19 protein-coding genes are annotated in these 20,831 nt (G+C 72.8%); 9 read left to right on the forward strand and 10 right to left on the reverse strand.

The genetic code is table 11. The features are described from left to right. Positions 1 to 548, reverse strand: a 548-nt coding sequence (locus DMB66_RS51375) for a citrate/2-methylcitrate synthase (RefSeq protein ID WP_305027620.1), incomplete at its 3' end; no start/stop codon positions are given. Between the two features lie 178 nt (positions 549 to 726). Here DMB66_RS51375 and DMB66_RS51380 point away from each other — a divergent pair. The 6 genes from DMB66_RS51380 (at position 727) to DMB66_RS51400 (ending at position 6,727) form a co-directional block, all read left to right on the forward strand. Beyond that, a complete protein-coding gene (locus DMB66_RS51380) occupies positions 727 to 1,584 on the forward strand; it encodes a universal stress protein (RefSeq protein WP_125811388.1) in 858 nt (285 codons plus the stop codon). A gap of 84 nt (positions 1,585 to 1,668) precedes the next feature. Next, on the forward strand, positions 1,669 to 3,879 hold the full coding sequence (locus DMB66_RS51385) for a bifunctional diguanylate cyclase/phosphodiesterase (RefSeq protein WP_233625441.1): 2,211 nt from the start codon (positions 1,669 to 1,671) through the stop codon (positions 3,877 to 3,879). Between the two features lie 155 nt (positions 3,880 to 4,034). After that, positions 4,035 to 4,184, forward strand: coding sequence for a hypothetical protein (locus DMB66_RS61875; RefSeq protein WP_158647633.1), 150 nt, complete (start codon positions 4,035 to 4,037; stop codon positions 4,182 to 4,184). A gap of 28 nt (positions 4,185 to 4,212) precedes the next feature. Next, positions 4,213 to 4,998 (forward strand): exodeoxyribonuclease III, encoded by a 786-nt coding sequence (locus DMB66_RS51390; protein ID WP_125811389.1) that lies wholly within the window; start codon positions 4,213 to 4,215, stop codon positions 4,996 to 4,998. Positions 4,999 to 5,054: 56 nt separating this feature from the next. Then, positions 5,055 to 6,281: a PP2C family protein-serine/threonine phosphatase gene (locus DMB66_RS51395; protein WP_125811390.1), complete on the forward strand. Its 1,227-nt coding sequence runs from the start codon at positions 5,055 to 5,057 to the stop codon at positions 6,279 to 6,281. 200 nt (positions 6,282 to 6,481) lie between these two features. Continuing rightward, on the forward strand, positions 6,482 to 6,727 hold the full coding sequence (locus DMB66_RS51400; RefSeq protein WP_125811391.1) for a hypothetical protein: 246 nt from the start codon (positions 6,482 to 6,484) through the stop codon (positions 6,725 to 6,727). 191 nt (positions 6,728 to 6,918) lie between these two features. Here the strand turns inward: DMB66_RS51400 and DMB66_RS51405 are convergent, their stop codons facing one another. The 3 genes from DMB66_RS51405 to DMB66_RS51415 form a co-directional block, all read right to left on the reverse strand. Further along, positions 6,919 to 7,890 (reverse strand): aldo/keto reductase, encoded by a 972-nt coding sequence (locus DMB66_RS51405; protein ID WP_125811392.1) that lies wholly within the window; start codon positions 7,888 to 7,890, stop codon positions 6,919 to 6,921. A 27-nt stretch (positions 7,891 to 7,917) separates the two neighbouring features. Then, positions 7,918 to 8,427, reverse strand: coding sequence for a hypothetical protein (locus DMB66_RS51410; protein WP_233625442.1), 510 nt, complete (start codon positions 8,425 to 8,427; stop codon positions 7,918 to 7,920). 454 nt (positions 8,428 to 8,881) lie between these two features. Further along, on the reverse strand, positions 8,882 to 9,832 hold the full coding sequence (locus DMB66_RS51415) for a zinc-binding dehydrogenase (protein WP_125811393.1): 951 nt from the start codon (positions 9,830 to 9,832) through the stop codon (positions 8,882 to 8,884). Positions 9,833 to 9,928: 96 nt separating this feature from the next. Here DMB66_RS51415 and DMB66_RS51420 point away from each other — a divergent pair, with 96 nt between their 5' ends. Continuing rightward, complete coding sequence (locus tag DMB66_RS51420) at positions 9,929 to 10,837, forward strand: LLM class flavin-dependent oxidoreductase (protein ID WP_125811394.1); 909 nt, start codon at positions 9,929 to 9,931, stop codon at positions 10,835 to 10,837. A 42-nt stretch (positions 10,838 to 10,879) separates the two neighbouring features. Beyond that, complete coding sequence (locus DMB66_RS51425) at positions 10,880 to 11,509, forward strand: NADPH-dependent FMN reductase (RefSeq protein ID WP_125811395.1); 630 nt, start codon at positions 10,880 to 10,882, stop codon at positions 11,507 to 11,509. Between the two features lie 4 nt (positions 11,510 to 11,513). Here DMB66_RS51425 and DMB66_RS51430 read toward each other — a convergent pair whose 3' ends face one another. The 5 genes from DMB66_RS51430 to DMB66_RS51450 all read right to left on the reverse strand — a co-directional run bounded on the left by DMB66_RS51430 (position 11,514) and on the right by DMB66_RS51450 (position 17,991). Further along, on the reverse strand, positions 11,514 to 11,804 hold the full coding sequence (locus DMB66_RS51430; protein WP_125811396.1) for a DUF1905 domain-containing protein: 291 nt from the start codon (positions 11,802 to 11,804) through the stop codon (positions 11,514 to 11,516). A 115-nt stretch (positions 11,805 to 11,919) separates the two neighbouring features. Continuing rightward, positions 11,920 to 12,651 carry a LamG-like jellyroll fold domain-containing protein gene (locus tag DMB66_RS51435; RefSeq protein ID WP_125811397.1) on the reverse strand — a complete coding sequence of 244 codons (732 nt, stop codon included), beginning with the start codon at positions 12,649 to 12,651 and terminating at the stop codon, positions 11,920 to 11,922. A 65-nt stretch (positions 12,652 to 12,716) separates the two neighbouring features. After that, complete coding sequence (locus DMB66_RS51440) at positions 12,717 to 13,097, reverse strand: DUF6401 family natural product biosynthesis protein (RefSeq protein ID WP_125811398.1); 381 nt, start codon at positions 13,095 to 13,097, stop codon at positions 12,717 to 12,719. Between the two features lie 118 nt (positions 13,098 to 13,215). Next, positions 13,216 to 17,145, reverse strand: a complete 3,930-nt coding sequence (gene hrpA, locus DMB66_RS51445) for an ATP-dependent RNA helicase HrpA (RefSeq protein WP_125811399.1) — start codon at positions 17,143 to 17,145, stop codon at positions 13,216 to 13,218. Between the two features lie 60 nt (positions 17,146 to 17,205). Beyond that, positions 17,206 to 17,991, reverse strand: a complete 786-nt coding sequence (locus DMB66_RS51450) for an aldo/keto reductase (RefSeq protein ID WP_370320960.1) — start codon at positions 17,989 to 17,991, stop codon at positions 17,206 to 17,208. 144 nt (positions 17,992 to 18,135) lie between these two features. Between DMB66_RS51450 and DMB66_RS51455 the strand changes: the two genes are divergently transcribed. Beyond that, on the forward strand, positions 18,136 to 18,501 hold the full coding sequence (locus DMB66_RS51455) for a response regulator (protein WP_125811400.1): 366 nt from the start codon (positions 18,136 to 18,138) through the stop codon (positions 18,499 to 18,501). On the opposite strand, the gene DMB66_RS51460 is transcribed toward DMB66_RS51455, so the two are convergent. Beyond that, positions 18,453 to 20,783: an ATP-binding protein gene (locus tag DMB66_RS51460; RefSeq protein ID WP_233625444.1), complete on the reverse strand. Its 2,331-nt coding sequence runs from the start codon at positions 20,781 to 20,783 to the stop codon at positions 18,453 to 18,455. The two genes, DMB66_RS51455 and DMB66_RS51460, sit on opposite strands and share 49 nt — an antisense overlap. Positions 20,784 to 20,831 lie beyond the last annotated feature (48 nt).

The raw sequence follows: 20,831 nt of genomic DNA on the forward strand, positions 1-20,831 counted from the left end.
AGCGGGTGGCCGATGGACTTCTTGTACGCGTACGCCGCGATGGTCGGAAGCTTCGCCATCAGCCGGATCCCGGAGATCTCGACCTGCTCCGGATCGGTCGGCTCGAGCGCGTCCTGGTAGAACGTCGACAACGCGGTGACGGCCGAGGAGAGCACGGCCATCGGGTGCGCGTCACGCGGGAAGCCGGAGAAGAAGGCGCGCATCTCCTCCTGCAGCAGCGTGTGCACGCGGATCTTGTCGCCGAACTCGGCCAGCTGGGCCGGCGTCGGCAACGCGTCGTGGATCAGTAGATAGGACACCTCGAGGAACGAGGCCTTGCCGGCGAGCTGCTCGATCGGGAAGCCCCGATAGCGCAGGATGCCGGCGTCACCGTCGATGTAGGTGATCGCCGACGCGCAGGAAGCCGTGTTGACGAAGCCCTGGTCCAGGGTGACGTATCCGGTCTCCTTCAGCAGCGCGCTGACGTCGATGCCGCCTGGACCCTCGACCGCCGGGCGCACCGGCATGGACAACTGGCCACCGGGGTGGTCGAGCTTGACATCCGTCATGTAATTCCCTCACTTCACCGGCAGATGTCGCCAATAACCTGCCGTTCACCGTAAACCCTCAAGCTGAACGGGTCATCAGGCGGTCGAGCGCTGAGGGATTGATCACGACCGCCTTCCCAGGAACACCATAGATAATGGTCTGTGGACCGCGTCGTCGCGGTGCGGAGGTGGTGAACCGATGCGGACACCGGGCCCTGCCCCAGTGGTCGTCGGCGTCAACGGCACATCGTCCGGCCTGGCCGCCGCGCGGCTGGGCGCCCGCGAGGCGGCGGCCCGGGGGCAACCGCTGCGGATCCTGCACGCGTTCTCCTGGCCCGGCCGCTCCTTCGATGACGCACCGGACTGGGCCACCGCGCGCCACGAGGCCGGCCTCATCGTGGCGCGCGCGGTGGCGACGGCCTCCCGCACCGCACCGGGCGTGCCGGTCGAGGGCCGGCTCGCCGACGGCCTGCCCGTGCGTGAGCTGCTGCGGCAGAGCCGGACGGCGGAGCTGATCGTGCTCGGCGACGACGATCTCACGCTGAGCCCGCGCCTGCCGGTCGATTCGGTGCTGGTGCAGACCGTCGCCCGGGCCCGCTGCCCGGTCGTGGTCGCCCGCGGCGTCCGCCCGCCGGCCGGCCCGCTGCTGGCCGCGGTCGACGGCTCGCCGAGCTCGATGCTGGCCCTGCGGGTCGCGGCGGTCGAATCACGCCGCCGGTCGGTCCCGGTGGAGATCGTCCACGTGGTGGACAGCCCGGCCGCGCTGGAGGACGGGCACCGCGTGCTGGAGGCCGCCCTGACCGCCGTGCCGGAGCTGGGCGGGTCGCAAAGCCGGCTGCTGGTCGGCGAAGCCGCGCCGATTCTCATCCGCGCGTCGCGGCGGGCACGGATGATGATCCTGGGTCCGCGGGGCGTCGGCGGCGGCTCACTGCTGGGTGCGGTTGCCCAGCAGGTGCTGCACAGGTGCGCCTGTCCGACAGTCTTTGTCCACGGAACCCCTGCCGGGCACCGGTCCACGGCGGGTACGGTGCCATCGGCGGGAGCGCTGATGAGCTGACTGGCCAGGGGGCGATGACGGGTGCTGTCCACAGCTCCGTCGACACAGGGTCGGCGATGGTGGAAGGTCTTCGGCGGTGCCGGCGTGCTCGCGACCGCCCTCTACACCCTCAACCTCGCACCCGCGGTCAACGTCGCCGGCGTCGCCCTGATCGGCATCGGCACGGTGTGCGTCTGCCTCGTCGCGCCCCGCCGGTTCGCCGCCGAGCCCCGCGCCGCCTGGCCGTTCATGAGCGCCGCGGCCCTGTTGTTCCTGGTCGGCGTGGTGGTCCGGCCCCTGGTGGTGAACGAGCCGCTGATCGCGGACGCCTTCACCGTGCCCGGCTATGTCCTGCTCGTCGTCTTCTTCGGCATGCTGCTGCGCTCGCGGGGCAGCATAGCCCGGCACTCGGTGCTCGACGGGCTCATGGTCTGCCTGGCCGGCGGGCTGGCCAGCGCGCTGCTGCTCGCCGCCCCGGCCGCCGCGATCGCCGACCGGCCGGCGATCGAGTCGGTGCTGGCCGGGCTCTACCCGCTCTTCGACGTCGTGCTGCTCGCGCTGGTCATCAACCTCACCTTCACCGTACGCACCTGGCCGGTGAGCCTGGCGACGCTGGTGGCCGGGATGGCGCTGATCGTCGTCGGCGACCTGGCGTACGCGATCATCGGCGTGGACGGCAAGACCTACACCTCCCCGCTGCTCGACGTGCCGTTCCTGCTGGCGTACGTGTTGCTCGGGGTCACCGCCCTGCACCCGTCGGTGGTCGACCTCGGCCGCGCGAACCGGCACCCGGTGCAGGCCTGGTCCTGGCGCCGGATGACGCTGCTGGTGCCGGCGGTGTCGACCCCGTTCGTGCTGCTGGTGGTCGTCGGCGACGACTCGCCGGAATACCGGGCGCTGATCGGCGCCTGCGGCCTGGCCATCGTCTCCCTCCTGCTGCTGCGGGCGGTCACCGCCGTGCAGGCGCAGGTCGCGGCGCAGCTGCACTCCGAGCACCAGGCGATGCACGACCCGCTCACCGGCCTGCCGAACCGCCGGATGATCTCCAGCGAGATCGAGCGGCTGCTCGGCACCGTGCCGCCGCCGGACCCCCGGCGGATCTGGGTCTCCTTCCTCGACCTGGACGGCTTCAAGTGGGTCAACGACTCCTGGGGCCACGACACCGGCGACCAGCTCGTCATCGAGGTGGCGACCCGGCTGCGCGCGGCGATCCCGGCCGGCACGATGCTCGCCCGGGTGGGCGGGGACGAGTTCCTGGTGGCCTACCTCGGCGACGAGCAGGGCGCGCTGCGGCTGGTCGACATCATCCAGGGGTGCTTCGCGCACCCGCTCGCGGTCCGCGACACCGAGCTGGTGATCAGCGCGTCGATCGGCATCGCGCACGCGCCCGGTGACACCGCGCCCGCCATGACCACCCAGGCCCTGCTGCGCGACGCAGACACGGCGATGTACCGCTCCAAGGCCGAGGGCCCGGGCCGCGCCACCATCTTCGACACCTCGATGCACGACCGGGTCCGCGAGCGCATCGAGCTGGAGGGCGCCCTGCGCACGGCCCTGGCCGAGGGCCAGCTCAGCGTGGTCTACCAGCCGATCGTGCGGCTCGGGACGGGCCAGCCGATCGGTGCCGAGGCCCTGGTGCGGTGGAACCACCCGCAGCGCGGCCCGATCCCGCCGATGACGTTCATCCCGGTGGCCGAGGACGCCGGGCTGATCGGCACGCTCGGCACCTGGGTGCGCAACGAGGCGCTCGGCCAGCTGGCCCGGTGGCGCACCGACGGCACCGTCGGCCCGGAGTTCTACCTGTCGATCAACGTCTCGCCCCGCCAGCTCAGCAACGCCGAGCTGCCCCTGATCGTGGCCGGCGAGCTGCTCCGGCACGGGGTGCCCGCCGCGGCCGTGGCCCTGGAGATGACCGAGTCGGTGATGGCCGACGGCGGCAGCATCACCGCCCGGGTGCTGTACGAGCTGCGCGAACTCGGCCTCAAGCTGCTCGTCGACGACTTCGGCACCGGCTTCTCGGCGCTGGGCTACCTGCGCCGCTTCCCGGTCACCGGCGTCAAGATCGACCGATCCTTCGTGTCCGGCCTCGGCGAGAGCGGCGAGGACGAGGAGATCGTCCGGGCCGTGGTGGCGATGAGCCGGGCGCTGGGCCTGAGCATCGTGGCCGAGGGCGTCGAGACCCGGGTCCAGCGCGACGCGCTCGGCGCCGTCGGGGTCACCCAGGGGCAGGGCTGGCTGTGGGGTCCCGGGGTGGCGGCGGGAGACTTCGCGACCCACTGGGGCGCCCGCCGGTACGCCCCAGTACCGCCCGGCTGAGCCCGGATCAGGGGTACCGTCTTCCCCATGGGGTGACAAACGTCTCCTCAGCCACTGGTGCACCGGCGACAAGTCCGGCATTATTCCCACCGGTTCGGGACCGCTGCCATCGGCGACGTCCGGCCGATGACAGCGGAGACCGAGGAGGCGGCTTGATGACGACGTTGATCGGATCCGACGGGTCCGTGCTCTGGCTCGTGGCCGTGCTGTTCGTGCTCGCCTCGGGCCTGGCGTGCGCCCTGCTCGCGGCCACCCGGAGCAGTTCCCCGGCGATCCGCGCCAAGCAGCGCACCCCGGAGCACTAATCCCCCATCCGGCTGGCAGGCTGGGGTGATGCGCTTCGCCACCTGGAACGTCAACTCGGCCAAGGCCCGGCTGCCCCGGCTGCTGGAATGGCTCGAGCAGACCCGGCCCGACGTGCTCTGCCTGCAGGAGACCAAGGTCGCCGCGGACGGCTTCCCGGAGCGGGAGGTCGCGGCGCTCGGCTACGAGACCGCCGCGTACGGCCAGGGCCGCTGGAACGGGGTCGCCCTGCTCTCCCGGATCGGCCTCGCCGACGTCCGGCACGGCTTCGACGGCGAGCCCGGCTTCCCCGACCCGGAGGCGCGCGCGATCAGCGCCACCTGCGCCGGCATCCGCTTCACCTCGGTGTACGTCCCCAACGGCCGAACCCCGGAAGACCCGCACTACGCGTACAAGCTGGCCTGGTTCGCCGCGCTGCGCGACGCGCTCGCCGCCCAGCCGGGCCCGGCCGTGCTGGCCGGGGATTTCAACGTCGCGCCGACCGACGACGACGTCTGGGACATCTCCGTCTTCGCCGGCGCCACCCACGTGACCCCGCCGGAGCGCGACGCCCTGGCCGCCCTGCGCGCGCTCGGCCTCACCGACGTGCTGCCCCGGCCGATGAAGGGTGACCGGCCCTTCACCTACTGGGACTACCGGGCCGGAATGTTCCACCAGAACAAGGGCATGCGGATCGACCTGGTCTACGCCACCGCCGACGTGGCGACCGCGGTGCGCGACGCGGTGATCGACCGGGAGGCCCGCAAGGGCAAGGGCCCGTCCGACCACGCGCCCGTGGTCGTCGACATCGACGCTGACACCGTCACCGCCGGGTAACCCCGCGTAGGCTGACCAGAATCACCTGATTCCGGCGGGAGCGGAAGGGGAACGGAATGGACGCCCGGGCACCGGCCGCTCCGGTTCTCGCGCCCGCTCCGGCCCTGCTGCGTGCCGCCCTGGACGCCGCCACGGAGGCGGTGCTGCTCTGCGCCGCCGACCACTCGATCGTGCTCGTCAACGCCGCCGCCAGCGCACTGCTGCCCGACCTCGCGCCGGGCGGCACGGCCGCGCGGAGCCCGCTGGCCGGGCTGGACCGCGCCACCGCCGACGGCGCCGCCACGTTCGCCACCGAGCACCGGGGCCGGCGGCTGCTCGGCCACCGCCGGCCGCTCGGCGACGATCACTACGGGTGGTACCTGCGGGACACCACCGAGGAGTTCGCCCGGGCGGAAGCGTTCCAGACCGCGATCTCCGCCGTCGCGCGGTGCCGCGAGCAGGTCGACCTCACCGCGATCCTCCGGGCCGACCTGGTGCCACCGGAGCTGCCACGGCCCGAGGGCATCGAGCTGATCGGCTCCTACCAGGCGGCCAGGGCCGGCGGCGACTCCCCCGGCTCCCTCTGCGCGGCCGGCGGCGACTTCTATGACGTCTTCGGCCCGGCCGGCGGCGGCTCCGAAACGGTCGTGGCGCTGGGCGACGTCTGCGGCAGGGGACCCGAGGCCGCCGTGCTGACCGGCAAGGTGCGCCAGACGCTGCGCGCGCTGAGCCTGGTCGGCTCCGACCCGGCACAGCTGCTCACGGTGCTCAACCGGGCCCTGCTCGGCTCGCGCCCGCGGCACCGCTTCGTGACCCTGGTCGTCGCCGCGATCAGCCGGGCCGGCCACGGCCGGGTGCGGATGATCCTGGCCACCGGCGGCCACCCGGCCCCACTGGTCCTGCGCGCCGACGGCACGGTCGAGGCGGTGCCGGTGTCCGGCACCCTGATCGGCGTGGTGCCGCAGATCGCCGTGCACCCCGCCACGATCGAGCTGGCGCCGGGCGAGCTGTGCCTGCTGTACAGCGACGGTCTCACCGAGGCCCGCAGCGGCACGGAGCAGTACGGCGAGGGCCGGCTCGGCGACGTGCTGGCGAGCTGCCACGGCCTGCCCGGCGAGGCGGCCGTGGCACGTGTCCGCCGGCTCGTCTCGGACTGGGCGCACGGCGGCCTCCGCGACGACATCGCGATGCTCGCGGTCCGTGCCCCGTCGCGCACCAAGCTGAGCCTGATGGGCTCCGCCCCCGCCACGTCACCGTTCGCCATCGACGCGCGACGAGGCGACCGCCGCGGACGGAGCCGATAAATCGCTCGCCCGCCGTCGGGCCCGGCGGTACGGTATGCGCATGATCTCCTGACGCTGCCACGCGATGATCCCGGCCTGGGCCTGCCCCGGGCCCGCCGTGCCACACCGGCGCGTGCCCGCCACGGTCCCCGCTCGCTGCGGCCACCGTGCGCCATCTCGCTGTTCGCACCACTCGCCTCGCGCATCGAGGAGGTAGCTCCATGCCTGACCAGCCCTTTTCCGTACACGTCGATCCTGACGACCTGGCCCGCCGGCACCTGACGGCGGCCGTGTCCCTGCCGTCCGCCACCACCGGCGGGCCGGGCCAGCAGTCCGCCACCGGCGACACCGCGGCCCACCACGGTGCCCGCGACGCCCGGCTGGCGGCCCGCCGGCGCTCCGACCGCGACCACGCGGGCCGGGCCTCCGGCGGATCGACCCGCTCCTACGCCTTCCGCCGCAGCTGACGGGCCCGCAGCGGGCCGGGATCCGTCCCGGCCCGCTGCCTCCGAAACCGGTTGGCCGGCCGCGGGCAGCGACCCAGGCTCCCGGCCATGATCGAGACAGATCGGCTCCGGTTACCGCACCTGACCGCAGCCGGTGGTCTGGGCGCGGCTGACTACGGTGACCGGGCTGGCCACAAGGGTTGATTCGGGCGTCAGTACCAGGACGGACCGTATTCGACGTAAGGCTCTCGCAGGGTGGCGACCTCGTCGTCGGTCAGCTCGATATCGAGGGCGGCGACCGCCTCGGACAGGTGGTGGGGCTTGGTCGCTCCCACGATCGGGGCCGAGACCAGCGGGTTGCGCAGCACCCAAGCCAGAGCGATCTGGGCCATACTCACGTCGCGCTTCTGAGCGACCTGCTGGACGGCGTTGATGACGGGTTCGTCGTACGGCGAGTCGAAGGCCTGCACGACCTTGTCGGTGCTGGAGCGGGTGCTCTGCTCACCCACCGGGCGGGCGAGCCGGCCCTTGCCGTTCGGCGAGTACGGCACCAAGCCGACGCCCATGTCGCCGCACATCGCCATCAGCTCGCGCTCGTCGTGCCGGCGCAGCAGGTTGTACTGGTTTTGCATGGACACGAACCGGGTCCAGCCGCCCAGGTCGGCCGCGTGCTGCAACTTGGCGAACTGCCACGCGTACATCGAGGACGCGCCGAGGTAACGGACCTTGCCCGCCCGGATGATGTCGTGCAGGGCTTCCATCGTCTCCTCGACCGCGACATCGTCGTCGAAGCGGTGGATCTGGTAGAGGTCGATGTAGTCGGTGCCGAGCCGGGTCAGGGAGGCGTCGACCTGTTCGAGGATGGCTTTGCGGGAGAGTCCGGAGCCGCCGGGGCCGCCGTGCATGTGGCCGCGGACCTTGGTGGCGAGCACGATGTCCTCGCGGCGAGAGTAGCGGGTGATCGCCCGGCCGACGATCTGTTCGGAGGTGCCGGCCTGGTAGACGTTGGCGGTGTCCCAGAAGGTGACGCCGAGCTCGACGGCCTGGCGGAAGAACGGCTCGGCCTGGTCCTCGGTCAGCGCCCACGGATGGGCATCGGGGGTGGTCCGGTCGCCGTAGCTCATGCAGCCGAGCGCAAGCCGGCTGACCTTGAGGCCGCTGGCGCCGAGACGGGTGTGTCGCATGTGGATGTTCCTTCGTGAGGTCGGTGGTCAGGTCTGGTATTCCTGGTCGGTGACGTGGGCGAGCAGGCGAAGGTTCTCCTCCGACGGCGAGCCCGGCTGCGCGGTGTAGATGGTCAGGGTCAGACCGGAGTCGCTGGCCAGTTCCAGGCCCTCGAACGCCAGGGTCAGGTCACCGACGACCGGATGGTGGAAGCTTTTCGTGCCCGAGCCGTGGTGGCGGACGTCGTGCGCGCCCCAGCGGCGGCGGAACTCGTCACTGCGCGTCGACAACTCGCCGACCAGGTCCTGCAGGCTCTTGTCGTACGGGTCGCGACCAGCCTCGGTCCGCACGATCGCGACGCTGACGTTCGCGGCGCCGTCCCAATCCGGGTAGAAGTCCCGGGCGCGGGGGTCGAGGAAGTTGAACCGGGCGATGTTGCCATGCGCCGGCGCGTCGAACACCTGATCCCAGAACGCGCGGCCGAGGGCGTTGGCGGCCAGGATGTCCATCCGGCCGTTACGCACGAATGCCGGGCCCGCGGTGATGGCGTCCAGCATCTGCTGCAAGCCGGGTCGGGCAGGCCCGCTTCAGCCCCGGCACCCGCCGATTGGTGCCGGGCGCGATCCCCGCCTGCTGCGGGCTCAACCTGGCCCGGCGCGTGGTGAGGAACTCGCTCACTTCCTTGCGGTTGTCCACGCCGACCGACGCTACGCCGAACCCCATCGACGCAGGGTGCCCTGCCAGTACACCCTCCAGCAGCAACTTCTGCTCCCGCCCTGACCGGCCTCCCCGGAGTCGCCTCGCGCACCCCAGGCGTGTTGCTCGCCTCACCCGCTCAGCCTGGTGACAGCACGCGTAGCGGAACGGGCCAGGCTCGCCCGACACCGCTTTGCTCTGCTTCCCCATCGGAAACACCCCCGGCCGACGCCCGGCAGCAACCGAGAAGCGGAACCCGCACGTCCCCACCCGGTGTTTCCCATCGGGATATCGCCCCTGATCAGGCACGCCGGCTCAGGGGCAGCGCAGCACCGTCTTGCCGATCGCGGTCCGGTTCTCCAGCGCGGCATGCGCGTCGGCGGCCCGCGCCAGCGGGAACGTCTGCCCGATCAGCGGCCGCACGCGCCCGGCGGCGGCCTCGGCCAGGATGCCGGCGGCGTAGTGCCGGAACCGTTCCGGGGTGAACTGCAGCCGCTCGATGCCGGTCACCGTGACGCCCTCGGCCACCGTCGCCCCGGGGCCGGCGAAGCTGCCCGCCGGTGTGCCGTGCCCCGAGAAGCGTCCGCCCGGGGCGACCAGGTCGAGCGCGGCCCGGCCGTACGCGCCGCCGGCGCCGTCGAGCACCACGCTCACCTTGCCGACCTGCTCGGTCCAGTCCGGCTCCGAGTAGTCCACCACCAGGTCCGCGCCCAGCGGCCCGAGCCGGCCGAGCTTCCTGACCCCCTTGGCCGCGGCCACCACCTCGGCCCCGGCCGCGTGGGCCAGTTGGACGAGGAGGGCGCCCATGCCGCCCGCCGCCGCCGTGATCAGCACCCGGTCCTCGGGCCGGAGCGCCACCACCTCCAGCACGCCCAGCGCGGTGACGCCGTCGTGCAGCAGCGCCGCGGCCTCGCTGAGCTCCACACCGTCCGGCACGGCTAGCAGCCCGGCCGCTGGTTCCAGCGCCCGTTCGACGTAGCCGCCGTTCGGCCCGGTGGGCGTCACGACCCGGCGGCCGAACCACGACCGGTCAACGCCCTCCCCCACGTCGATCACCGTGCCCGCGACCCCGGGACCGGGCCGGTACGGCGGCTGGACCGGGAAGTAGTCGCCGCCGTGTCCACTGCGGATCATGGTCTCGACCCACAGGACCTCGGCGGCGGCGACCGCCACGACGACCTCGCCGGGGCCGGGCACCGGATCCGGCGCCGCCACCACTTCCAGCACCTCCGGACCGCCGAACCTCGCCACCTGGACCACCCGCATCCGGACCCACTCCCACCGTTCGAAGACTGTCCGGCAGAGCCTCGACCCTCAACCTGACTTGAGGTCAAGAGCGGCCAAGTGATCTAGAATCACGCGATGTCTGCGAATCACCTCACGACCGGGTCCCAGCGGCCACGCATCGGTGTCATGTTCGACCGCGACCAGGCGCCCGAGGAGCTGGCCGCGTTCGCCGCGGGGGCGGAGGAGGCGGGCGCCGACGATCTCTGGGTGGTGGAGGACCTCGGCTGGGCCGGCTCGATCAGCTCGGCCACGATCGCCCTGGCCGCGACCGAGCGCCTGCGGGTGGGCATCGGCATCGCGCCGGCGGCGTTGCGCAATCCGGCCCTGCTCGCCATGGAACTGGCGACCCTCGCCCGGGCATACCCGGGCCGCCTGGTTCCCGGGCTCGGCCACGGGGTGGCGGAATGGATGCGCCAGGTCGGCGCGGAGGCCGCCAGCAAGCTGGCGCTCCTGGAGGAGACAATCGTCGGGGTGCGCGCGCTGCTGGGCGGCGAGACCGTGTCGGCGCGCGGCCGGGAGGTCACCATCGACGGCGTACGGCTGGTGCACCCGCCGGCCGAGGTGCCGCCGCTGGTGACCGGGGTGGTCCGGCCGAAGTCGCTGGAGCTGTCCGGGCGGGTGGCGGACGGCACGATCCTCGCCGAGGGCATCGGTCCCGACCGGATCACCGCCGCACTGGTCCACATCGACCGCGGCCGCGCCACCGGTGACCGCCCGGGCCACGAGCTGATCGTCTTCACCTACCTGCACGTCGACGACGACGCCGAGCGGGCCGCGGCGGCGACCCGGGAGATCGTCGCCTCGCAGGCGGCCTGGCTCGGCGCCGAGCCCGCTGACCTGTTCACGCTGATCGGGCCGGCCACGATCGTGCCGGACCGGGTCGAGGCACTGCGGGCCGCCGGCGCGAGCACGGTGGTGCTGCGCCCGCTGGGCGCGGCGCCGCTCGATCAGCTCCGCCGGGCGCTCGCCACGCTGCGAGGCTGAGCCCGCGGGTGCGCCGTCAAAAGCGATCGATATCGTCTCGACATGACGCGCATCCTGCTGATCACGGGCGGCACCAGCGAGGGTTCGCTGCACACCGCCGCCCTGCGGACAGCGGTGCGGTTCGCTCCGGCGGACCTCACCGCCACGCTCTACGACGGCCTGCGCGGGCTGCCGGCCTTCGTGCCCGGGGAGCAGCCGGTGCCCGAGGCGGTGGGCCGGCTGCGGGACGAGATCGCCGCCGCCCAGGCCGTGCTGTTCAGCACCCCGGAGTATGCCGGGTCGCTGCCGGGCAGCCTGAAGAACCTGCTCGACTGGCTGGTGGACGGCGGCGACCTCCACGGCAAGCCGGCGGCCTGGCTCTCGGTGGCCGCTCCCGGGGAGGACGAGAGCGCGCTCACCGCGCTGCAGACCGCCCTCAGCTTCGGCAACGCCCGGCTGCTGCGGCCGGCCTGCATCCGGGTGCCGCTCGACCCGGCGGCGGTCGACGGGCAGGGCACCGTCACCGATCCGCAGCTGCACCGGGCACTGGAGGACATCCTGCAGGCCCTGGTGCGGTCGGCGGCCGCTCCCCGGCCACGGTCGCAACCGTCCTGGCAGGCCTACTCCAGCGTCTTCCCGGTGGTCATGCGGCGCGACGCGGCCACGCCGCGCGGCTGGCGCCCGCCGTCGTGATCAGTTATCCCTGATCGCGGACGGCTAGCCGGACCGCGACGGTGACGCCCTCGTCGAGCTGCTCGGCCTTGCGGACGTGGGCCTTCAGCGGCACGACGTAGCGGCCGTCCTTGGGCCAGAGGGAGGTCTCCCACTCGGTCTGGCCGATCCGCGCGACGACCGGGATCATCCCCCAGCCATAGCTCGCATACGACCACGAGCGCAGCGTGACGCATTCCGGCTCCGGCACAGTCACGAAATACCACGGCGCGGGCCCGCGCCAGTGCCAGATGTCTCCGCTGAACTGCAGGTCCATGACAGGCATGATGGCAGAGCGGTACGACAGTGCGAGCGCGGTAGTGTCGGCCGCCGGCATGATGACGCCGGGTTTCGCGCTGAGGAATTCCTGATAGACGGCCGCGTGACCCGGGTCAGCCCAGGCGGGCGTAGACGTCGTCGAGCCGGCCGTGGAGCAGTTCGCTCCTGGCGTTCAGGTTCGGCCCGCCGATCCGCAGTGGCCGGCTGTTCGCGATCGACAGGGTCGCCGGGACGCCGATCCGGCCGCGCTCCCGGCCGTCGACGTACACGGCCAGCACGGGGCCCGAGCGCTGGCACATGATGTCGTGCCACTTGGCGTCGGCGACGCCGACGCTGCTGCGGGCCAGGTAGACCTTGGCGGAGCCCTGGCCGACGACGACGCAGTGTGCCTTGCCCTGCCGCGCGCCGATCTGCATCTTCCACTGGCTGTCGGTGTCCACGGCGCCCTTCTGGACGACGTTGGCGGAGCCGGTCAGCTGGGCCCTGGTGAGGTGGACCGATGCGCCCCAGCGGAACAGCCGAGTGCCGGGGTCCAGGTCAGGGTCGTCGGCGCCTTCGAGCAGGGCGCGGGGGCAGGACGTCGCCTTGGTGGGGCAGGCGGCGGGGAAGGCGGCGTACTTGTCGGCACCGGTGCCGGCGAAGGTCACCCGGCCGCGGTCGGCGGCGCGGACCGTCAGGACGGCACCGCGGCCGGAATTCTCGGCGACCCGGCCGGTGGCGCCGGCGCCACCATCGAACGTGTACCGGGCGACTGTGACCGGCGCGGTTGCTGCGGAAAGCGAAGGAGCGCCGGAAGCGACGGGAGCCACCGCGAGAGCGAGGGCGAGCAAGGCAGGGAAACGCATGGAACAAAAGGTACGGAAAACTTTTTAAACGGCTAAAACCATAGAATGGGCGTTTCGGGTGATCCCTACAACAGGCCGGCCGACTCGGCGATCATGCAGACGGCCACCAGGCGCATCAGGTGCCACTCCGCCGCCAGCCACGCGATCCCGGACACGTACGCGTGACCCGGCTGCGGCACCGGCCGGCCCATCCGGTCGGCGGCCGCGGCGATCGACTTGGCGTAGGCGGCCAGGCCCTCGGCATCGACCGTACGGCCGGCGTCGCGCAGTGCGTCCCGTACGGCGGCGGCGTGCTGATCGACCTGGGCGAGCAGGCCGGCGTCGCCGAGCGCGGCAGCCAGCCCGTCGACGCCCACCCGCGCCATCATCTCGTCCAGCAGTGCGCGGGCCGGGTCGACGACGGCAGCGGTGGAAACCGGGGCGAAGGCCAGGAATTCGTTGGTCATGGCAAGGACGCTAGGGCCTCACGCCACCGGTTGACAGCCGGGTAACCGAACGGCACCCGACCGCTGCCCGCGACGCACCCCGCAGGCGGAGAAACCGCCCCGAAAGGTACAGCAGACCTTATCCGGGCAGCTGATCCATGGCACGGTAGATGCGCTTGTCCGACACCGGATAGGCCGTACCCAGGGCCTGGGCGAAGAAGTTGATCCGCAGCTCCTCGATCATCCAGCGGATCTCCCGCAGCCCCTCGTCGGCCGGGCCGCCCGCGGGCAGTTCGCCGCGCAGCTCGCGGTATTCGCGCTCGATCTCGTGCAGCTGGTTCATGAGCTGCCTGTCCCGGGGCAGGGTGCCGACCAGGCGCTCCAGCCGATGCAGGATGCCGCGCAGATAGCGGGGCAGGTGATGCAGCTGCTTCCAGCCGGTCTCCGTGACGAAGCCGGGATGCACGAGGCCCTTGAGCTGCTGCCGGATGTCGGCCAGCGCCGGGACCAGGGCCGGATCGCGGGTGCCGCCGAGCCGCTGCTCGACCTCGTACGCGGTCGCGAGCACGGCCCGGACGGGGGTCACCACGTTGGCGACCGCGTCCACCAGGTCGGCGCGGACCTCGTCGCGCAGCTTGGCGAAGGAGTCCTTGTCCCAGGCCGGACCGCCGGCGTCGGCGACCAGCTTGTCGATGGCCGCGCCGGCGCAGTCGTCGAGCAGGTCGGCGATCGAGCGGTACGGGTTGCCCCGGGACAGCTCCAGCTTGGCCCGGTTGTCCAGCCGCCCCTGCAGGAAGCGGGCGGCCGGCGGCAGGGTGAGCAGCAGCAGCCGGCGGGTGCCCGCCCGCATCGACTCCCGCTGCTCGGCCTCGGTCTCGAAGACCCGCACCGCCACGCTGGCACCCTCGTCGGCCAGCGCCGGATAGACGGTGACCTCGTAGCCGCCGCGGACCTGGGCGATCGAGCGGGGCAGCTTGCCGAAGTCGTTGGTGGTGATGCCGCGGCGCTCGATGTCGCCGGCCGCCGCCGAGATGGTGGCCTGCACCTTGGGCGCCAGGCCGGCGCGCAGCACGTCGAGGTCGCGGCCCTGGCCCAGGACGGCACCGTCCTCGTTGACCACCCGGAAGTTAATCTTGAGGTGGTCGGGGACCTGGTCGGGCCGCCAGGCGTCGCGCGGCACGACGGTGCCGGTCAGCCGGCGCAGCTCGTCGCCGACCGCGTCGGGCAGCGCGCCCCGGCGGGCCGGGATGCGGCTGAGCACGGCGTCGGCCCAGTCGGGCACCGGCACGAAGCTGGTGCGCAGCTGCTTGGGCAGGGCCCGGATCAGCGCGATCACGACCTCCCGGCGCAGGCCCGGCACCGACCAGCCGAAGTCGCCCGCGTCGAGCTTGTTGAGCAGCGGCAGCGGCACCCGCACGGTCACCCCGTCGGCGGCCGCGCCGGGCTCGAACTGGTAGGTCAGCGGCAGCCGGACGTCGCCGACCAGCCAGGCGTCCGGATACGCGCCCGGGTCGACGCCGTCGCGGCCCGCGTTGACCAGCAGCTCGCGGGTGAAGGTCAGCAGGTTCGGGTCGTCATGCCGGGCTTTCTTCCACCATGCGTCGAAGTGCCGGGCGGAGACCACGTCGGCGGGGATGCGGGCGTCGTAGAGGGCGTACACGGTCTCGTCGTCGACCGCGATGTCCCGGCGGCGGGCCCTGTTCTCGATCTCCGCGATCCGCGAGAGCAGCAGGTTGTTCTCGGCGTAGAACTTGTGGTGGGTCTCCCAGTCGCCCTCGACCAGCGCGTGCCGGATGAACAGCTCGCGGCACATCGCCGGGTCGACCTTCGCGTAGCCGACCTTGCGGCGCGGCACGATCGGCAGCCCGTACAGGGTCACCTTCTCGTAGGCCATCACCGCGCCCAGCTTCTTTTCCCAGTGCGGCTCGCTGTAGCTGCGCTTGACCAGGTGCGGCGCGAGCTTCTCGGCCCACTCCGGCTCGATCCGCGCGTTCACCCGGCCCCACAGCCGCGACGTCTCGACCAGCTCGGCCGACATCACCCAGCGGGGCTGCTTCTTGAACAGCGCCGATCCCGGGAAGATCGCGAACTTGGCGCCGCGGGCGCCGAGATATTCGCGCTTGTCGGTGTCCTTGAGGCCGATGTGGGAGAGCAGTCCGGCGAGCATCGCCGTGTGCACGGCCTCGGCGGCGGCGAGCTCGTCCCGCTCGGTGAGAGTGAGCCCGAGGGTGCGGGTGACCTGGCGCAGCTGCGAGTAGATGTCCTGCCACTCGCGGACCCGCAGGTAGTTGAGGAACTCGCTGCGGCACAGCCGGCGGAACTGGTTGCCGGACAGCTCGCGCTGCTGCTCCCGCAGGTATCGCCAGAGGTTGAGGTAGCTGAAGAAGTCGGAATCCTTGTCGGCGAATCGGGCGTGTTTCTCGTCCGCCTGCTGCTGCTTGTCGGCCGGGCGCTCGCGCGGGTCCTGGATGGACAGCGCCGCGGTGATGACCATGACCTCGGCCAGGCAGTCCTGCTTGTCCGCCTCGATGACCATGCGGGCCAGCCGCGGGTCGACCGGCAGCTGGGCGAGCTGGCGGCCCATCGCGGTGAGCTTGCGCTGCTCCAGGGCGCCGAGCTCCTCCAGCAGCTTGACGCCGTCGGTGACGTTGCGCTTGTCCGGCGGGTCGATGAACGGGAACGCGGAAAGGTCACCGAGCCCCAGCGCGGTCATCTGCAGGATGACCGAGGCGAGATTGGTACGCAGGATCTCCGGCTCGGTGAACGCGGGCCGGGTCTCGAAGTCCTCTTCGGCGTACAGCCGGATGCAGATGCCGTCCGAGGTGCGCCCGCAGCGGCCCTTGCGCTGGTTGGCGCTGGCCTGCGAGACGGCCTCGATGGGCAGCCGCTGCACCTTGAGCCGGCTGCTGTAGCGGGAGATGCGCGCCGTGCCGGGGTCGACGACGTAGCGGATGCCGGGCACGGTCAGCGAGGTCTCGGCGACGTTGGTGGCCAGCACGACCCGGCGGCCGGTGTGCCGCTGGAAGACCTTGTGCTGCTCGGCGGCGGACAGCCGGCCGTACAGCGGGACGATCTCGGTGTTCCGAAGGTCGCGTTTGGTGAGCGCGTCGGCGGTGTCGCGGATCTCGCGCTCGCCGCTGAGGAAGACCAGGATGTCGCCGCTGCTCTCCCGGCCCAGCTCGTCGACGGCGGCGGCGATGCCGTCCACCTGATCGATCGGCTCCTCGCGGCGCTCCCCCTCGTCCTCGTCGGCGGCCGGCTCGACCAGCGGGCGGTAGCGGACCTCGACCGGATAGGTGCGGCCGGAGACCTCGATGACCGGCGCGGGGCCGGCCGGGCCGGCGAAGTGCTCGGCGAAGCGCGCCGTCTCGATGGTCGCGGACGTGATGATCAGCTTGAGGTCGGGGCGCTTGGGCAGCAGCTGGGCCAGGTAGCCGAGGATGAAGTCGATGTTGAGGCTGCGCTCGTGCGCCTCGTCGATGATCAGCGTGTCGTAGCGGCGCAGCAGCCGGTCGTTCTGGATCTCGGCGAGCAGGATGCCGTCGGTCATGACCTTGACCATGGTCTCGTCGGTGACCTGGTCGGTGAAGCGGACCTTGTAACCGACCGTCGAGCCCAGCGGGGTGCCCAGCTCCTCGGCGATCCGCTCGGCCACCGTGCGCGCGGCGATCCGGCGCGGCTGGGTGTGCCCGATCTGGCCGCGGACCCCCCGGCCCAGCTCCAGGCAGATCTTCGGCAGCTGGGTGGTCTTGCCCGAGCCGGTCTCGCCGGCGATCACCACGACCTGGTGGTCGCGGATCGCGGCCGCGATGTCCTCGCGGCGCTGACTGACCGGCAGCTCGTCCGGATAGGTGATGGGCGGGACCGCGGCCAGGCGCGCGGCACGCCGCTGCTCGGCCTCGGTCACCTCGGCGGCGATCTCGGTGAGCACGGCGGAGCGGGCGACCTCGTCGCGGATCCGGCGGGTGCCCTCGATGCGGCGCTGGAGCCGGCGCTCGTCGCGCGGCAACAGCTCGGACAGGCGGCGGCGGAGCTCGGCGAGGTCCGGGCTGACGGGTGTGACAGACATGGCGGCTCAACAATAGGCAGATGCGGCCCGGAACGCTCGGTGATTATCGCCGCGTTCCGGTCACACCCGCGACAGGCCGTCGATCCGCGCCATCTCCTCCTCGGTCAGCACGAAGCCGTCGAGCTGGGCGTTGCCGACGATCCGCTCGGGCGTGACGCTCTTCGGGATCACCACGATCCCGTGCTGCAGGTGCCAGCGCAGCACCACCCGGGCCGGCTCGACGCCGTGCGCCGCGGCGATCCTGGCCAGCACCGGATCGCGCAGGTCGGTGGTCTTGAACGGCGAGTAGCCCTCGACCACGACGCCGCGCTCGCGGTGCCCGGCGACCAGCTTGGCGTCGTACAGCTTCGGGCCCCAGCGGATCTGGTTGACCGCCGGCCGCTGCCCGGTCGCGGCGATCAGCTCGTCGATCTCCTCGGTGCCGTAGTTGCTGACCCCGACGGCCCGGGCCCGGCCCTCGTCGCGGGCGGCCAGGAACTCGCGCCAGACCGGCACCGACTTGCCGCGCCGCGGCGGCCAGTGGATCAGCCACAGGTCGACGGCGTCGACGCCCAGCGCCGCGAGGCTGGCCTCCAGCGTGGCCCGTTCCCCGCCGGCCCGGTCGGGCGGCAGCTTGGTGGTGAGGAAGACGTCGTCGCGGGGCACGCCGCTGTCGCGCAGGGCCCGGCCGACCTCGGCCTCGTTGCCGTACATGGTGGCGGTGTCGAGGTGGCGGTAGCCCGCCGCCAGCGCCCGGCGCACGGCGTCGTACGCGGCGTCGCCGCGGATCTGCCAGGTCCCGAAGCCGAGCAGCGGCATGTCGACCGGGCCGCCCAGCGGTACCGAGGGAATCGTCATGTCCTCCATCTTGCCCACCCGGCGCGGGAGCCGGCCACGATGTTTGCCGTACGGCAACAGGGCCGGGCCAGCCCGTTTCCCCCCGGGCGTCTCGTTCGGTATCTCTCCGACAGCTTCCGGCCGGATCACCGGCATGTAGAGACCCGAGGTGCCATGATCGTCGTCGCTGAGGACCACGAGGACATCCGGTTCGTGCTCCAGCGTGCCCTCGAGCGCGCCGGGCACGAGGTGATCGTCGCGAACGACGGCGCCTCGGCGCTGGAGGTGATCCGCAAGCATCGCCCCGACATCGTGGTGACCGACGTGGACATGCCCCGGATGACCGGGCTCGACCTGTGCCGGGCGATCCGCGCCGACGCCGGGCTCAAGCACATCCCGGTGGTGCTGGCGAGCGGTTCCATGCTGCCGGGCGACGAGCGGGCCGCCGAGGTCGGCGCGAACGCGACGCTGCTCAAGCCGTTCCTGCCCGCTCAGCTCCTGGCCTGCGTGGCGGAGCTGCTGCCGCCCGATCCGAGCTGACTCTGCCCCTTCCGGGTCAGCTCAGCGGGTGTCGATCTCTCGACCGCCGCGCGGGCGACGAGGGCCCGGTCGAGGGCGGTGCGGTCGGTCCCGGCCCGTTCCCCGGTGGCGGCGAGCGGCAGGGTGAAGTGGAAGCGCGTACCCCCGCCGGGGTTGTCGGCGACGCCGATCGTGCCGCCGTGGCGCTCCACGATCCGGCGGCAGATGGCCAGCCCGAGCCCGGTGCCGGCGTAGCCGGCGGCGGTCGGGGCCCGGTGGAACGACTCGAAGATGTTCGGCTTGTCCTCGTCGGGGATGCCGATGCCGCGGTCGGCGATCTCGATCCGCGTCCAGCCGGGCGCCGCGGCCTCGGCGGTGACGTCGATCCGGGCGTGCCGGCCCGCCGGCACGTACTTGAGGGCGTTGCCGATCAGGTTGTCCAGCACGTGCCGCAGCATCGCCGGGTCGGCCCGCACGTCGGGCAGCGGCCCGAGGTAGCAGTCGGGTGCCGGCGCGCCGGCGGGCCGCAGCCACTCGACGAGGTGCTCGATCACGTCCGCGGCCAGCGGACCGAGCGGCACGGTGCCGAGCTTGAGCGGCGCGTCCCGCGAGGTCGTGTACGCGAGCAGGGTGTCGATCAGCGCGGCCATCCGGTCGGCGTTGCCGGCGATCCGGTCCAGGGCGGCGCGGGCCTGGCTCACCTCCGGGCCGGCGGGCGCGGCGGCCAGTTCGTCCGCCGCGATCTCGCAACGCCCGCGGATGACGGCGAGCGGCGCCTTCAGGTCGTGGGCGACGACCCCGGCGAAGACCGCCAGGTCGGTCTCGTACCGGCGCAGCTCGGTGATGTCGCGGAAGACGGCGACGGCGCCGTGCTGCCCGGCGGCGCCGGCGTCCAGCGGCCGGCCGTCCACGCTGACCAGGATGCCGTCGGGCCGGTGCGCGTTGCGGATGACCACCTCGACGCCGTCGGACGCCTCCCCGCGCAGGGCCCGGACCAGGGGCATCTCCTCGACCGGGAACGGGGTGTGCCCGTCGGCCCGGAACAGCCCGTAGTGCTGTTGCCAGGCCTCCGGACCGGCCACGTCGTCGCCGACGCCGAGCAGTGCCCTGGCCGCCGGGTTGAGCAGCAGGAAGGCGCCGGACTCGTCGACCACGGCGACCCCGTCGCCGAGGCTGGCCATGATCGCGCCGAGCAGCCCGGCCTGGCGGCGGCTCTCGGCCTCGGCGATCCGCAGCTCGGCCGTGGCGACCAGCACCTGGTCGCGCGCGCGGGACCGGCCGGTGGCCAGGATCCAGACCAGCCAGGCCAGCATGACGGTCATCGACAGGCCACCGGCCAGCATCATCGCGGGCAGGCCGCGGTGCGCGCCGGGCAGGTTCGCCGAGTCGGCGGCGGTCACCAGCGTCCACTGCCGGTCGGCCACCGGGAAGGTCGCCTGCCGGGTCAGGTTCCGGCCGCCCGGGGCGTCGAACGCGGCCACCCGCACCCGGCGCCGGTCGCCGTTGGTGGCGTACAACTCGCCGTCCAGCAGGCCCTGGCTGGCGGCGCCCAGTACACCGCCGAGAAAGTCCTGGCCGCGCAGGCCCATCGCGACCCAGCCCTGAAACCGGGGAGGCCGGCCGGGCGCCGCGGCGGGGGCGTAGACGGGGGCGGCGAACAGGAACGACAACTGCTGGCGGTCGGTCGGGATGCCGCGGTCGCGCAGCAGCACGTACGTGTCGGACACGGCCGGCCGGCCGGTGCGGCGGGACTCGGCGAGCGCGGCGGACCCCTCCGCGGACGGCGCGACGTCGACCCCGGTCCGGGCCGGGCCGCGGTCGGTCAGGCCGTGCCGGAAGATCGAGAAGTAGTGCTCCGAGTGGCTGTCGCTGGGGGCGAGGTGGAGCCCGGTGGCACCCCGCTGCCGCCAGAACGCCTGCGTCTCGGCGACGGCCTCGGTGCGGGCCGGCACCACGTACGCGACCGAGGTGGCCCCGAGCAGGCCGGCGTCGTCGAGCGGGACCGTCGCGGCGGCGAAGTCGGCGGCGGTGAGCCGGGCGTCGGTGCCCAGCCCGGCCGCGACCGCCTGCAGCAGGTTGCGGTAGCGGCCGGCCTCGTCGGCGACCGCGGCCCGGGCGACCGCGGTGCGCTGGTCCATCACCCGGTCCGCGCTCTCGCGCTGGCCGGCACGCACGGCGCCCACGGTGACCAGGGTGGCGGCGAGCCCGGCGGCGAGGACGGTGGCGGCGAGCATCGGGCCGACGAAGCGCCTCGGCCACGCTCTCGTCGCGCCGTCCCGCATCCCGGCACCGCGACCTCTCACCGCAGGGAGCATAAGGCGCGAAACACCCCCGCCGGCGAGGTTCCGCCG

Source organism: Actinoplanes sp. ATCC 53533, assembly GCF_003947245.1.